We start from the raw sequence: 13,500 nt of genomic DNA on the forward strand, positions 1-13,500 counted from the left end.
TGCGGGATGAGGGCCTGCTTGACTTTCATAAAAGCCACTTTCTTCTCCAGGCGCCAGAGACGGACGGCCTTCCTCCTTCTGCGCGTTAAGAATCTCCCCTTCAAGCCCCCTTTGGGCGTATTGGAAAGTGCGGATACACCGGGCAGAATGTTGGGCTTTTACAGAAGGAGAGCGCAACTACGAACCTGCAGAGATTGACAAGGTCGCGTCAGCTCGTACAATCTGATTTGATCATACCCACAGCCGCTTTGGCTGTGGGTATTTTCTGTTTGAACTTCAAAAGCTTTGCAGAACACAAGGAGCCTAATGCCAAATTCAGCATGTCACCAACTATGAGGAAAACATCTTTTAGAGGAAGATCAAAAGGTTCGACAGGGAAGATGAACAGTGTCCTTTTGCGATGCCGCTTCCGAAAGGTTGCGGCTTCACCCCTTAACGAAGACTTTAAGTTAAATCTGTTATACTGCTGCAGTCCCCTCAAAAATACAGACAGGAGAAAAAATTGACCGTATGATGAAAAAAAGATATCTCGCTATTCCCATTCTTGCAATCGCACTACATTTTTTGCTATCCAATCTATTATATTTCCTTGTGGAAAGGCTCGTTTTGGATATTTTTCATATCCCCCCGCAGCAATTTATGAAACACTCATATTGGGGCGAGATTTTGATCTACGCTGTTCTTATCCTCGTATTCTTTACGCTCTATAAACTGCTTTGGAGGAAAGATATAAGCGAACCGCGCACAGCGACAAATTTTAAAGATGTGCTCGGCAGTCTGGTCGTGGGATTTGGCATTTGCGGGATCTCCGGTCTTTGGATCATGCTGGCAGAACAGCTTCCCTCGCTGCAGAAAAGCGTTGAGGCAATAAACGCCGGTGCTGAAAATATTGCCGGCGGAAATGCATTTGGAACATTTATGATTGCAGTGATTGCTGCACCTGTTGTAGAAGAAATTCTATTCCGCGGCATTGTACTTCGCTCCATGCGGAAATTCATCCCCGTTTGGGCCGCGATTCTAATATCATCTGTACTCTTCGGCGTTTATCACCTGAATATCGTGCAGGCTGCCTATGCCACCTTCATGGGTATTGCCGCAGGAATCCTTTACGAGAAGAAAAAGAACCTGCTGTTTCCCATCCTCGTGCATTTCGCAAACAACCTCATTACTATGCTGCAGGGCTTTGCGCCATCCGAAGTGAATGAACTGATCAGCATTTTTATTCTGATTATGATTGCTCCGGCAGGGTATGTCGTCTACCGCTCACTCAGACAGGACAAAAGAGCAGATAGCATGTAAGGTTTTTATACAATGTATAAAGCATACAGCGGCACAGAGCAACTCTCTGTGCCGCTGTTTTTTTATCATGGAAACAGGAACCGGGGCACAGTAAGCAACGCCAAAGCCACGGCAGCCCATCTTATCTGTCCAGGTATTTCCACAGGAATCTGGTCCAGTTCCATGGTCGCCGGCCAAGGAAGCGGGTACACACGGTTGAAACGACCGTCCCCAAGCCTACAAAGATATTCAATGACCACAGGGCTTGTGTATGAGGAACACACCCCCTGTGGTCAACATATCCAGGACGAATATCCATTATGACGGCAAAAAGCAGAAGCCACGTCGGCGGATCAAAACCACACCTTTGCAGATACTCGACCACGCGCTCCCTTATCTGCTGTTATGGCAGTCGCCTATGCACTGTGCGGTTCGTTGCATCTTCACATATGCCCTCGGAACAGGTGTTGCTCACATATTCGCGAAGTTTTCCGCAGTAGAGCAGTGTGTGCGGCACTCTAAGGAACTGCATCGGCTGTATGATAGAGGAACGTAGCTGTTCCATGCCGTCAACCCGACTTTTTGTGAGAAGCTCTCCGACAAACTCTGAGCAATAATAGCAGTCCTCCTGCTTCCAGACAACATGGAAGTATGCCAGACATAAGCCAATATAGTTGTAACTGTACTTCCTCCTCCGCTTCCACATCACATCGAGCATTTCTTTGAGCTCTGCGTGTTGTTCTTCTGTGACACTCACACTCAGAACCAACACCTTGGTTTCGGAAAAACGCTTGAAGGTACCGGTACGGGGAGACTCTATCACGAAGCCGCCCCAAAACGGATTATAGGGATGCCTGCGGCCAAAAGAGTACATCCTCTCTAAATCTCTGGACAGGCTGATGGAGGCGTGGTTATATTCTGCGCCGGTGATTTGTTTAAGGATCCGGGACAGAAGTGTTCCGGTCTGGCTGATTACGATATACAGCTGTTTATTTTGATTGCTCATATGCGTATCCTCACAAGATTATCCACAGTACCATGCTATTGGCATAAGAGGTGCTGCAGGTCTCGAAGAAGTCCGTTTCGACTATGTTAGCGTTGGTGTGCTGAATGACCCACTTCATGCTCTCCGGTTCGATCTCGAAGCCCAAATACAGTAGTGGACAGCAGAGGCTCATCCAGCAGCTCTTTGTGTATACAACTGCAATTGTTCGACCTTGATTGTATTTTCCCCGCCGCCGCTTCGGAAGCTCTCCATTTCCGAGCTTCTGATACTCACAATAACCTTATCATTGACCTGCAATTCCTCAAAAGAAATCCTTGTAACCTTCTGCGTGGCAAAGTCGCAATAGACCATAGGAGTAGACGAACAGTCTATCAGACATTCTTCACCTAAAGTGTTTTCATCGGCATCGTCTTTTACCGTTATGGTTTGCTTTCCTGTATCAACTTCCGTGATCACTGCATTGACGGTCAGAAGAGTGTCATCCTTCAATGAGCCGCATCCGGACAGGAAGATAAAGAGAGTCAATAAGCACAGAGCGATTCCGATTCCTCTTACATTTCTATCCAGCAATGTCTTATCCTCCTGTTTTTTGCTGCGGAACTTATCCAATCTATGAAAAAGGCACTTCTTCCGCCCTTTGCATCAGGCGGGACAACGCACAGACTGCGTACATATAGCCTGCAAAAATCAGCAGTGCCGGCAGCCCGTAAAGCAGCGGCGCCGGGATGATACGCCAAAACAGCTTGAGCACACCGATCTCCGCGCCGTAGGTGAAGAAGTAGTTCGCCTCTGGGCAGAGCGTGAGGCGTAAAAGGAGATTGATAAGGTGCGCGCCTACGGCAAGCAAACCAAAGGTCTTGAGGATCCGCGGGATATTCTTGGGGTCGGGGCGGTAAAAGCCCAGCGTCGCCAGACTCAGGCCACAGACAACAAGGAGCGCGTGGGTCACATAGTAGCCGAAAATTCGCGGCATTAACAGCGAAAAGCCGGAGAACAGAGGCTCCGGGAAGAGCAGCGCCATCAGTGCGCCAAGGGGCGCTACAAAGAAGGAAAAGCCCATGATCGAGCAGTTTCTCTTCCACACGCCCAGCGGGATCAGAAACAGATTGATGTTGCACAGGTGCAGCGGCAGCTCATTGAAAATGCTGAAGCCATTGGGATAGTACGCACGGATATACGCTGCGTCCATGGACAGCGAGAGCTTGTAGCCGGCAAACAGCGCGAGATTAAAAAAGCAAACGCCGATCAGATACCGGGAGCGCCGTGCTTCCGGTTTTCCGCGCAGCAGCAAGAATATGAGCAGCACCGCCGTTGCCGTAAGCAAAAGCAGAAGCAAATGCGGCCCGCGAAAGGGCGTAATAGAAAATTCGTTCATTTCACACGCCGGAACGTCTTTCCGGTCTTCTCCTCAAGGAATCGTTTGAATTCCTCCACCGTTCCGCCGGTAAGAGTACGCTTGTCCAGAGGCTGCGCATAGCGTTTCTTCATCAGAAGGATGATGTAGTCCTGCGACTCAGCCAGTGCGTCGATCAGCTCATAGTGGAACGTGGAGGTGGTGACCGCCGTAACGACGGTATAGGAATCCTCACCGAATGCGACATGATATTCCTTTGTGCCCGCCAGCGCGTTTTTGCGGGCGATCATGCCATTGAATCGGTCCTGAAACAGCAGAACGGACAGCAGCATCACCTCTGTCAGCAGGGAAGTCACCGTCCTGACATCAAGCGCAAAAGGCTCTCCATCGAATGGGATCAGCAGCAATGCGTTGAATACAAAGACGCTCCAGCCGAAGATGGTCCAAACAATGCTTCTCTTTGGCCGCAGCACCCTGCGCATCGCGCGGGCGGCTATGGTCATAGATCGATTTGTGATGTCGCTGTGAATTTCAAATGTCATACATCTTCTCCGTTGTAAGTAATTCTGCAGCCGCAGGGCGTTGGGGGCCTTGCATCTGCCGCCGGACATCGCGGCGGGACGCTCGTTCATCGCATCAGCCGCATCTCATTCTCAAACTGCTCCATCGCCTCCTGCCGGCTGGGAACTTGTGCAAGCGTGCAGGAAAACGGCTGGCCGAACAGGGGCTGGGACAGAGTCTCCGCCCAATGCGTCAGCACCTCCGGAGTGAGGGGGCGCTCCTCCCGGAGAAAGATCACCCCGTAATAGGGCGGTACAGACGGGGAAAGCAGCTGTGTCAGCGGGACGCCGCTCCGGACGGAGGCGTTGCAGAAATGCATCTCCGGTGAAAAAAGCGGATAGTACAGCGCCCCGACGAACCAGTCCTGTTCACCGCTTCTGAGCCGCCTTGCCTGCTCCAGAAAGTGCGGATGATCCGGATTATCCGGCTCCACAAACTCACCGTCCAGAATGATCTGGTGAAGGGCAGGGAGGTTATGGAAATCAAAGTGGAAAAAGGGCGCCTTTCCTGCCTCGTCCTCGGAAAGAGAAAACTCCGCTGCATGGAAAGGTTCCCAGTCCTTACAGCAGCGGTAATAGCCCCACCAGTAGTTCCAGTCATAAATATGCAGATATTTTTTTGCTTTGCAGTCCATAGATGTACTCCATTCTGACAATGTGGGCACAAGAGGAAATCACGGGAAACTCTCCGCCCGGCACCAGCAAAGATTCTTTCCAGGCCCGTCCTTTTTACAAGATGGACGCTCAAAGGCGGCGCGGTGATCTTCTTATCTGCTCACCGGAATGGAGATCTCGAAAACGGCACCGGTGTCCCCGTTGCGGGCGCGGATGGTTCCCTTGTGCAGGTGGATGATCTCCCGGGTCAGCGCAAGACCGATGCCGGATTTTCCGCTCCGCCCCATATAGAAGCGGTCGAAGATGTGCGGCAAGTCCGCTTCGGCGATGCCGTCCCCGTCGTCCTGTATGCGTATCGTCACCTGCCGCCTGTCTGCGCGGCAGGTCAGGCGCAGCTCGCTGCGGGCATATCGCAATCCGTTGGTCAGGATATTCGTGACCGCCCTGCGCATCTGCGTGTCATCGCATTTGACCATGATGGGTTCTTCAGAGAAGTCCGGCGCGATGGTAATGCCGCTGGCAGCGGCTGCCGATTCCACGGCGCGTATGCTGTCGTAGAGCAGCTCCCGAATATCCATCTCGGAAAGGGCAAGCTGCTGCCGCCCCATATCGATTTTCGAGATGTCCAGGAGCTCCTCCACCAGCTCCGTCATGCGGTCGCTCTCCTCCAGGATCACCTCCGCCGCGCTGCCTGTGTCCATCACGCCCGCCTGTATGCCCTCCGCATAGCCCTGTATCGCCATCAGCGGCGTTTTCAGCTCGTGGGAGGCATTCTGGAAGAAGGTCTGCTGCCGCTCCGCCTCCTTCTCAATATTCCTGCCAAACCGGAACCCCAGCAGGCACATGACGGAGGAGATCGCCAGCAGCACCGCAAAGAACGCCCAGTTCAGCGTCACGATATAGCGGGTGATGGGCCCGATGTCTATGTACATGATATAGGCGTACGGCTTTTCCCAATCATCCTGCTCCTCCTGCACGGACATGAATATCAGGTGATGCTTGTCCGTTTTGAAGGTATAGCATTGGTTGAGCGATAGATCCCGCCCCTTACAGTATTCCAGCAGTTTTTTCTCCAGACGATATGCGTCCCTGTTCCAACCGCTTGATTGATTGGCATTATCCAGCTCTAAAAATACGATGCTTGGCGTAAGGAAGTGCTCCTCCGTGTCATTCCATTCATCGTCAAAAAAGGATCCATCGTCGGTATAGGGGATGGTGCGGTTCTGGTACTGTGCCTCGCTGATGAGCGCCTTTTTTGCCTCACGCACAAAGTGTGCAGGTATGATGAGGTTCACCGCCAGCATGAACAGTGCAAAGAGCAGCAGAGCCGAGCAAAGGATCAGGTACACGATCCGCAGCTTGATGTTTTTCATGTGCGCTCTGCCCCTTTCAGCTTATAGCCAAAGCCCCATATGGTGCTCACGCTGACGGTGCTGCCCGATTGCGTCAGCTTTTTTCGGATACGGCGCAGGGTTTCGTCGGTCACACGGGTCTCCACCTCCGAATCAAAGCCCCACACCGCGCTGAGCAGCTCCTCGCGGGAATAGGCCTTTTCCGGCTGCTTCATCATATAGCTGAGCAGCCGCAGCTCGGTCTGGGTCAGTGCCACGATCGTGCTTCCGCAAAAGACAGCATTTTCCGTAGCGGAATAGCGGAGATCCCCATAGCGCAATTCATCTACTGCCGCCGCTGTTTTCCCCCTGTCCATCTCCACCCGGCGCAGCAGGGCTCTCACCTTCATGAGCAGTATGGTGGGGCGGAAGGGCTTGGTGAGGTAATCGTCGCTGCCCTGGCTGATGCCCATGACATAGTCCAGCTCGCTGTCCTTGGCCGTAAGCAGGATAATGGGGATATCGGAAACCGAGCGTAGCTCCCGGCACACGGTAAGTCCGTCCGTGCCGGGCATCATAATGTCCAGTATTACAAGCTCCGCAGGCTCCTGACGAAACGCCTCCAGCAGCGCATCGCCGCTTTCAAAGGAGCGCACGGTATATCCGTCGCTTGCGAGGAAGCTATGGAGCAGCTCCCGGATGCTCTTTTCATCGTCCGCTAAATAGATGGAATGTCCCATGCGTCCTCCTTGAAAGCAGCGCCAAATGCTGCGCGTAGGCGCAGCATCGGCATGATGTTGATTTTATACTATCAGAATATCGTCTTTCTGTCAAAAGGGGCAGATGCCGCTTTCGCAGCCGGTGTTGCCCCAGATGGAATCGTACAGCTTGCACAGCTGGTTATCAAGCTCTACCAGACGGTTGGAGTCGGCGATCAGCGCATCCTTTTCCGCGTCGGTCAGGAAGCTCAGGCTGCGGATGAAGGAGGCCTCATCGTAGTTGTCGAAGTCGTAGTCGTCCGGCAGATTGAAGTACGCTTCATCTACCTTGTCCCACAGGTCGGCGTGCTTTTCGCAGACGCGGTCATACTCCTGCTCCAGGGTGTCGATCTCATCCAGTACCTTGGGGTCGGCTTTTTCCAGTGCCTTCTCGTAGAGCGGCATATTGTCGCAGTCGGGCAGCTTCTCATACAGCGCCTCCATTTGGGCGTCCAGCTCGTTCAGCTCCTTGATGTCTGCCAGAAGCGTTTTCTTCTCCGCTTCGGTCAGGGCATTGGTGCTGCGGATAAACGCCGCCTCGTCAAAGTCTGTGAAGTCATAGTCGTCAGGCAGGGCGTTGTAGATTTCATCCAGTTTTTCCCATAGCGCTGCGTTTCTCTGGAAGATGGCGTCGCTCTTCTCTTCCACCGCCTCAATCTGCTCCCAGATGGCGTCCTCGTTCTCGGTAGCAATTTTAGTAACAGGCTCCATTGGTACGGATGTGGCGGCAAAGGCGGAAGTTGCCGTGCCGACAGTCGATACCACCAACGCCAGTGCCAGTGCAAATCTCCAAATCGTTTTCTTTTTCATGGTATGTTACGCTCCTTTTTTGAAGTATTTGTGGTTGTGTATCAACCTTGTCTGTATCATACCAAAAGCTGCATTGAAATTCTCCCGCGAAAGTGCGGGGAAAGTGTCACAAATTCGTCACAGCGCCTGTGTTATACAATGAACACCCACCCGGTAGCCGACCGATGGGTGTTCGTTTCAATCCATTATGGTGCTGAATTTGCCCGCCCCCGCAAGCACAAAAACATGAGTTTCTGCTCCATGCTTGTTCTTTCTCTGTCTTAATCCTCCGATAGAGTGGGAGGTTCTGGTGGGGTCATATTGAACCCCTCCTCGATCCAGCTTGAACTCCCAGTTATAGCTGTTTTTATTATACCTTAAAGTGAATATCACAGAGCATGGCATCCGCGAAAACATCAATATCAAGGTAAGCCCTCACAGCATCGAGATATTCCTCGTCAGCGGGGAGGACGAGGGTGTAATCGGGCTTTCCCTCGACACGCAGCGTCATGCGGAGCATTTCATCCCGATTTTCATCCCGCCAAGGCTCTGCCGGCGAAAGATAGCTGCGGTCGATTGCCATATCCGGCGTCAGCAAGCTGCGGACGTTGGGAATAAAGGCACTGTACCGAGCGTAGTTGTGCCCCTGCGGGTCAATAAGGAAACCGTCCGTTCCCTCCGCGTCGAAGATGAGCAGGCAGTGCCTGGCGTCCTCATCACGCTGGACAGCGTTTTTGTTCTCTGCGATGAAATCATAGTCAGCCAGCAGTGCGCGGCTGAACTGCCTGAACCGCGGGCTTGGCAGCTCGATGACCTTATCCACGGCACAGGATTCTGCCTCGCATCCTGTCTGCTTACACTTCAGTTCTGCTTGAATGATCACATCATCCCTCCCATCTCCATGCGGCTGCTCTGACCACTGTTCATCACTTCCTCCATACTGTAACAACCCTTATAGGCGATGTAACCCCGGTCGGTGAACATCCCGTCCTCCGCGTTTATGCGCTCCGTGCCGCACTTTTCATAGTCATAAAAATCATCCAGGTTTTCGTCATAGTCAAAGCGACCGGACTGCCGGATCATATACTTGCCGTACTCCTGCGGCGTATGCGCACCGGAGGCGAAGTCAAAGAGGTCGAGGTGTTCTGCAAGGTTTTTGATCTGTGCCGCGGACTTTGGCTCTGCCAGCATGACCACAGCGCCCAACTTTCCCACATCTGCTTTTGATAACCCATCCGTTGCCTCTGCCAGTTCATTGAGGTCGGAGAAAGTTTCGTACTCCATATCGAGAAGGACATCCACCTCATTGGGGAGCTGGCTATCCTCCAGCCGCTTGGCGAGGTAATTCAGCTCCTCCACATTGACCGTGAGCATCTCTGCGCGCTTGAGGACAGCGTAGAAGCTGTCGATCTTCTCCACCTTGCAGTCCGTCTTGAGCGCGTCGCCAATCTCCAACGCCGCCAGCAGCTCCATGCAGTGCGCGTACTGGTCGCGGGGGATGGAGAACGGGAGGGTCACCACGCCGTATTCCGGGTGGCTGGGATTACTGAGAACCACTTGAATCATCATTTTTGTTTTCCTCCGATCCGTGATTTTGTTCATTCTGGTCCGCAGGCAGGTATCTTCACTCTGCCAACAGATGAAGCCATGCCCTGGATAGGGGCAGCCGGTGCATCGCTCAAAAAGTGTGCAAGCGTGAATCTCCGGCGGATCGCGGGGATAATCTGGAGCAAAGACTGGGGCATACCAATGGCCCAATGAGCTTTTTCGGTTGATCTGTGGCATTTCATTTCCTCCAATATAAAAAGTGGCCGGAGTCTTATTACTAAAACTCCAGCCGCTGCCATGTCGTATTACATTGTCTGCTCCTGCGAGGAGTGTTCCAGCGCTTTCTCTTGTCTCCGGACGCGCTCGCCCAGATCTGGCACGCATATCTCAATCTGTTGCTGGATGCTACAAATCAAATCTTCCTGCGCTTCAGTGAGTTCAAAAAAATCGCTGTCCATGGAGTCGGCACAGCAGCGATAAATCTCGATCATCTGCTCTGTGGTGAAAAGCTGTTCCTTTGGGATAAGCCCAGAGCGTGTGGCGAAGTCCTGCTTGGCAGCATCGTAGTTCTCCATGAAGTAGTGCCCGTGTACCACGCCCGTGCGGTCATAGTCCCAATCCCATGTGACGAATTGAACGCCGTATTTGCTTGGAGTACCCGCCAGCACCGTGCCGCCAAAGTCAGCGAGGATGCGGTAGTCTCCATCCAGTCCGCTGGCTTTGAGCTGCGGGGCGGCTTCCATAGCAGTCATATACTCCAGCGTCTTCGCGGCGATGTCCTCGACGCGATATAGGGCATCCTCTGCCTAGGGCGTGTCTACATCCTCTCGCCGATAGAACACGCTGCCCTTGCCGGTAATGCGGCAGAGGGGTGTGCCGTTCCAAAGGACGGGCAACTGCTCCCCCTCCACCGGCAGGGTTCCAAAACCAGCACGGTGCAGAGAAATACGGACTTCTTCAAGGTAGCGGAGCTGACGGCTTGTGTTTTGGGTGTCCATGTGAACGATCCTCCTGTTGTAAAAAATAAGGCCGGAGAGGTCTTCTCCGGCCTCAGCCTGTAGAAAAAGTCTGTCTTAGCAATCACGCCAAGGCAGGCTTTTTCGTTTGAAAAGGGAAAATAGCAGCCAAGAAAAATAATCGGCCGCAAAAATCCTTCTCCGCCTCTTCCCTGGAGAAGGATTTTTCCATTTTCATTTCCAAGTGGCCAGTTTTTTCAAATTCATGGCAGCAAATTTAAGCTTCACCCAGTTGGTAACCTGAGCCAAGCCTCTGTACTGCGTATAGCGCATACCGTGCTTTTCTTTTGCATCGGCAAACACACGCTCAATTTTTTGTTGTCTTAGCTTGTAGATATCCCTGTACGAAGGTGTGTGTCGTACATCCTCAGCCATCTCCACAAAGTGCTGCCAGATATGCCTTGTAACGGTTTTTTCGCACTTGGCATTTTGTGTACACATCGCTTTTGTTGGGCAGTCTGCACACAGATAAGAGCGGCTTTTGTATTCGCGGTAGCCATCGCGGTTTGTGGTAGAATAACGCAGCGCCTTGTATTCCGGACAAATCACATCGTCAAAGTATTCATCGTAAACATACGTATACCAAGGATGGTTGCCGTCTTTGGTTTTGGGGCGTGTATAGGCAGAAGTCAGAACTCTGCCACTTTCAAAGATTCTTTTGCAGATCCAAGGGGTTTTGTAGGCGCTGTCGGCTGCAACGATTTTGTGTTCAGGGTAGTGCTGGCAGATATCATCATACAGAGAATCAAATGCTACGCTGTCGTGAATATTTCCTGGCGTAACATGTACACCTAAAATAAAGTTGTGCTTGTCACAAGCGGTGTGCGCTTCATAAGCAAAGACTTTCTTGTGTTCGCCCGTGTGGAATACGCCGCATTCCGGGTCTGTAGTAGAAACAGTCTTTTCTACCGTTTCCAATTCACCGGAGTTATCTCCACTGCCGGAATCATTCCCGTTGTTGTTTTCGTCGAAGGGCTTCTTTCCGTACGCTTCTCTGTCCTTGTTTATCTCATCAAACAATTCGTGTGCATAGCGCTTTGCTTCTTCGGGTACAGCTTTGCGGGCCTGCTTTTTCAGATTTGCACTTGCCTTTATGTGCGTACCGTCTACAAATATGGCTTCTGTGTCCAAATATCCCTCGTCCGCAGCTGCCTTTAATACCCCGCGGAAAATATACTCTACCGAGCCAAAGAAAGCTCATCTACAATGTTTCGCGTGGACAATTTTCGTGGATTGTATCTCCACATCTCTACGGCCACTTGCACCTGCGAATTCTGCAAGCTATTGGTCATAACATCTTTCCATTGAGAGATTCTTTCTGCCGCATAACATCCGACATTCGGTGCGTTCAGCATGGAATACTCTTCCAATGTCGAATATCCGCTTTCCCGCAAATCTGTTCCCACGTATTTTTTCGGAATATAAACTGTTCGTTTTATTGGGTTCAGTAACTTATCTCCTGCTTTTTGGAACAGAGTTTTCAGTAACTTATCTCCTGCTTTTTGGAACAGAGTTTTCGGAGAATCCTCAGATTGCATGATCCTCTGCACACCGACTTTCCTGATATGCAACAATCCCATTTCTTCAAGCTGTCTCGATGCCCTTGATATAGAAGTAGGTGTCAGTTCCAAGTCCTTCGCAACTTGACTTGTAGATAGTTCCTGTGCGCCGCCATAAATGAAATGCAGTAGAAGCATCTGCGCCGATGGAAGTATTTCTTCCCGTGGTATTTTTCCGCGCTGCACCGGACATTCTATCATCTACTATTCTCTTTATTTTCTTCTTCCTGCCGCACTTCCTGCTCATGCAGCTGTTCTTTCTTCTGTTCGTCCTCTTTCAGGATTTCCTGCACAATCTTCTGCGCCACAAGCCAATCCTGCATTTCCGATTTGGTCTTTTGGTACTCTGTATAGGAGCTTTTCTTTCGTTCCAGAAGCATTGCATACTCTGCGTTCAGCTCGCTAATGCGCGGGAGCTTTTTTTCAGAGCCGTTCTCTTTCTTATAGGCATCAAATGCTTTTTTCGCTGCGCTGCGTAAGGCCAGCATATCCCGATGGGCTTCATAGAACTCTCGATTGTAGCCGAATGCCTTATACGCAGCAAAAACATCTTTTGCCTTGGCATAATTGATTAGATGCTTCCGCAGCACCGACACTTCCGACATCCGTGCCTCATCTGACTTTACAGATTCCAGCAGCGCATCGCATTTTTCAGAAATTCCATCTGCCTTTTCTTTCAGCTCTGCATAGCTCTTGATTCCATGCTCCTCCATGAACATCATAGCTTTCGCCATCTGCTTCAGATTAAAGACTTTCACCCAGCGCGCATATCCTGCGCCTTTGCCCGCCTGCATTTTGGCACGGACATCAATAAGGAACGACAGCTCCGCCTTCTGATGCACCTGTGCAGACCGTGCGCTTGTGCGGGTTTTCTCTACAAATTTGCTTTTGTGAACCGCATTCCCGGCAATCACTTCGTTGAGTTCTTCAATCGAATATCCTTTGCCGAGAGAGCGGAAACGAGCAAATCTGGCGTGGCCTTTTCCCCGCAGGGCAGGCTGTTTTCCGTCTTTATACTCGTAACCTGCCTCCTGCAAAATTTCGATCAGTTTTCGGAAGTCTTTCGGGTTTCTTGCCAATGCTGCATCAATGGCCTCGCAGATTTCATCCCGCTGCGATTTTTTCTCTGGGTATTCCGTTCTCTTCTGCCGCTCTCCATAGGGTTTCCGGATAATGACCGACAACCGGTGTTCCAGGCAGACGATATCACTGAGCCTTGCCAGCGCAAGACCGGATAAGTGAAAATCGCGGAATTTTCTGGTGCAGTCCAATGTAGTCGAATTAAAAATAATGTGGTTATGAATGTGCGCTCGATTAACATGGGTAGCCACGATAAATGCGTGTTTTCCCTTTGGGAATCGCATAGCCGTCTCATACCCAACCTTGTTTGCCTCCTCCGGCGTGATTTCCCCTGGCTTAAAAGATTGCCAGATCTGATATGCAATCACATCATGTGCCTGGGTTCTTCCCGTGATATGCTCATACTGCCGTTTGGACAGCAGGAATTCTTCATCACAGGTCTGTGCGTCACAGGCATACGCACTAATATATTTTCCATCTTCCGTTTTGGCTGCATTCTCTGAATAATCAGTACGGTCAGCCAGACATTGCGCTACCGTCTTTCCTTTATTGATATGCAGTGCAATCAGTCTTGTAGCTGCCATTTTCATATTCCTCCACTCAACT

15 protein-coding genes and 1 pseudogene are annotated in these 13,500 nt (G+C 51.2%); 1 reads left to right on the top strand and 15 read right to left on the bottom strand.

Annotation, left to right across the window (positions count from 1 at the left end; genetic code table 11):
- Positions 1 to 510 precede the first annotated feature (510 nt).
- Entirely contained in the window at positions 511 to 1,299 is a 789-nt protein-coding gene (locus PGY33_RS10305) for a CPBP family intramembrane glutamic endopeptidase (protein ID WP_118480777.1), read from the top strand.
- A 382-nt stretch (positions 1,300 to 1,681) separates the two neighbouring features.
- On the opposite strand, the gene PGY33_RS10310 is transcribed toward PGY33_RS10305, so the two are convergent.
- The 15 genes and pseudogenes from PGY33_RS10310 to PGY33_RS10385 form a co-directional block, all read right to left on the bottom strand.
- On the bottom strand, positions 1,682 to 2,284 hold the full coding sequence (locus PGY33_RS10310) for a hypothetical protein (RefSeq protein ID WP_118480780.1): 603 nt from the start codon (positions 2,282 to 2,284) through the stop codon (positions 1,682 to 1,684).
- A gap of 168 nt (positions 2,285 to 2,452) precedes the next feature.
- On the bottom strand, positions 2,453 to 2,854 hold the full coding sequence (locus PGY33_RS10320) for a hypothetical protein (RefSeq protein ID WP_243038501.1): 402 nt from the start codon (positions 2,852 to 2,854) through the stop codon (positions 2,453 to 2,455).
- 40 nt (positions 2,855 to 2,894) lie between these two features.
- Positions 2,895 to 3,659: a TMEM164 family acyltransferase gene (locus PGY33_RS10325; protein ID WP_118753528.1), complete on the bottom strand. Its 765-nt coding sequence runs from the start codon at positions 3,657 to 3,659 to the stop codon at positions 2,895 to 2,897.
- Positions 3,656 to 4,180: a YcxB family protein gene (locus tag PGY33_RS10330; RefSeq protein WP_270478501.1), complete on the bottom strand. Its 525-nt coding sequence runs from the start codon at positions 4,178 to 4,180 to the stop codon at positions 3,656 to 3,658. The genes PGY33_RS10325 and PGY33_RS10330 overlap by 4 nt, the downstream gene beginning before the upstream one ends.
- An 86-nt stretch (positions 4,181 to 4,266) precedes the next feature.
- On the bottom strand, positions 4,267 to 4,833 hold the full coding sequence (locus tag PGY33_RS10335; protein WP_270478504.1) for a hypothetical protein: 567 nt from the start codon (positions 4,831 to 4,833) through the stop codon (positions 4,267 to 4,269).
- A 132-nt stretch (positions 4,834 to 4,965) separates the two neighbouring features.
- Entirely contained in the window at positions 4,966 to 6,186 is a 1,221-nt protein-coding gene (locus PGY33_RS10340) for a sensor histidine kinase (RefSeq protein WP_270478506.1), read from the bottom strand.
- Positions 6,183 to 6,884 carry a response regulator transcription factor gene (locus PGY33_RS10345; RefSeq protein WP_118361954.1) on the bottom strand — a complete coding sequence of 234 codons (702 nt, stop codon included), beginning with the start codon at positions 6,882 to 6,884 and terminating at the stop codon, positions 6,183 to 6,185. The genes PGY33_RS10340 and PGY33_RS10345 overlap by 4 nt, the downstream gene beginning before the upstream one ends.
- A gap of 90 nt (positions 6,885 to 6,974) precedes the next feature.
- A complete protein-coding gene (locus PGY33_RS10350; RefSeq protein WP_270478507.1) occupies positions 6,975 to 7,712 on the bottom strand; it encodes a hypothetical protein in 738 nt (245 codons plus the stop codon).
- A 349-nt stretch (positions 7,713 to 8,061) separates the two neighbouring features.
- Positions 8,062 to 8,574: a DUF6329 domain-containing protein gene (locus PGY33_RS10355; RefSeq protein WP_118480792.1), complete on the bottom strand. Its 513-nt coding sequence runs from the start codon at positions 8,572 to 8,574 to the stop codon at positions 8,062 to 8,064.
- Positions 8,571 to 9,260, bottom strand: a complete 690-nt coding sequence (locus PGY33_RS10360) for an antirestriction protein ArdA (protein WP_118480794.1) — start codon at positions 9,258 to 9,260, stop codon at positions 8,571 to 8,573. Before PGY33_RS10360 ends, PGY33_RS10355 begins: the two co-directional genes overlap by 4 nt.
- Positions 9,261 to 9,544: 284 nt before the next feature.
- On the bottom strand, positions 9,545 to 9,991 hold the full coding sequence (locus tag PGY33_RS10365) for a hypothetical protein (protein ID WP_147356930.1): 447 nt from the start codon (positions 9,989 to 9,991) through the stop codon (positions 9,545 to 9,547).
- A 54-nt stretch (positions 9,992 to 10,045) separates the two neighbouring features.
- On the bottom strand, positions 10,046 to 10,237 hold the full coding sequence (locus PGY33_RS10370) for a hypothetical protein (protein ID WP_118480798.1): 192 nt from the start codon (positions 10,235 to 10,237) through the stop codon (positions 10,046 to 10,048).
- A gap of 198 nt (positions 10,238 to 10,435) precedes the next feature.
- A pseudogene (locus PGY33_RS10375) lies at positions 10,436 to 11,440 on the bottom strand (transposase); the annotation flags it as partial.
- Positions 11,434 to 12,015: a winged helix DNA-binding protein gene (locus PGY33_RS10380; RefSeq protein WP_270478510.1), complete on the bottom strand. Its 582-nt coding sequence runs from the start codon at positions 12,013 to 12,015 to the stop codon at positions 11,434 to 11,436. The pseudogene PGY33_RS10375 and the gene PGY33_RS10380, both read right to left, overlap by 7 nt.
- The gene (locus PGY33_RS10385) at positions 12,012 to 13,484 is read right to left on the bottom strand and encodes a relaxase/mobilization nuclease domain-containing protein (RefSeq protein ID WP_442865573.1); all 1,473 of its coding nucleotides are present in this window, start codon (positions 13,482 to 13,484) and stop codon (positions 12,012 to 12,014) included. Before PGY33_RS10385 ends, PGY33_RS10380 begins: the two co-directional genes overlap by 4 nt.
- Between the last annotated feature and the right edge of the window lie 16 nt (positions 13,485 to 13,500).

Source organism: Butyricicoccus sp. AF18-9LB, from assembly GCF_027684505.1.
GTDB lineage: Bacteria > Bacillota > Clostridia > Oscillospirales > Butyricicoccaceae > Agathobaculum > Agathobaculum butyriciproducens.

Bases quoted from the DNA above. Each gene is read 5' to 3' on its own strand.
- PGY33_RS10305 (WP_118480777.1), top strand. From the start codon at position 511: ATGATGAAAAAAAGATATCTCGCTATTCCCATTCTTGCAATCGCACTA.
- PGY33_RS10310 (WP_118480780.1), bottom strand. From the start codon at position 2,284: ATGAGCAATCAAAATAAACAGCTGTATATCGTAATCAGCCAGACCGGA.
- PGY33_RS10325 (WP_118753528.1), bottom strand. From the start codon at position 3,659: ATGAACGAATTTTCTATTACGCCCTTTCGCGGGCCGCATTTGCTTCTG.
- PGY33_RS10330 (WP_270478501.1), bottom strand. From the start codon at position 4,180: ATGACATTTGAAATTCACAGCGACATCACAAATCGATCTATGACCATA.
- PGY33_RS10335 (WP_270478504.1), bottom strand. From the start codon at position 4,833: ATGGACTGCAAAGCAAAAAAATATCTGCATATTTATGACTGGAACTAC.
- PGY33_RS10340 (WP_270478506.1), bottom strand. From the start codon at position 6,186: ATGAAAAACATCAAGCTGCGGATCGTGTACCTGATCCTTTGCTCGGCT.
- PGY33_RS10345 (WP_118361954.1), bottom strand. From the start codon at position 6,884: ATGGGACATTCCATCTATTTAGCGGACGATGAAAAGAGCATCCGGGAG.
- PGY33_RS10350 (WP_270478507.1), bottom strand. From the start codon at position 7,712: ATGAAAAAGAAAACGATTTGGAGATTTGCACTGGCACTGGCGTTGGTG.
- PGY33_RS10360 (WP_118480794.1), bottom strand. From the start codon at position 9,260: ATGATGATTCAAGTGGTTCTCAGTAATCCCAGCCACCCGGAATACGGC.
- PGY33_RS10365 (WP_147356930.1), bottom strand. From the start codon at position 9,991: ATGACTGCTATGGAAGCCGCCCCGCAGCTCAAAGCCAGCGGACTGGAT.
- PGY33_RS10370 (WP_118480798.1), bottom strand. From the start codon at position 10,237: ATGGACACCCAAAACACAAGCCGTCAGCTCCGCTACCTTGAAGAAGTC.
- PGY33_RS10380 (WP_270478510.1), bottom strand. From the start codon at position 12,015: ATGATAGAATGTCCGGTGCAGCGCGGAAAAATACCACGGGAAGAAATA.
- PGY33_RS10385 (WP_442865573.1), bottom strand. From the start codon at position 13,484: ATGAAAATGGCAGCTACAAGACTGATTGCACTGCATATCAATAAAGGA.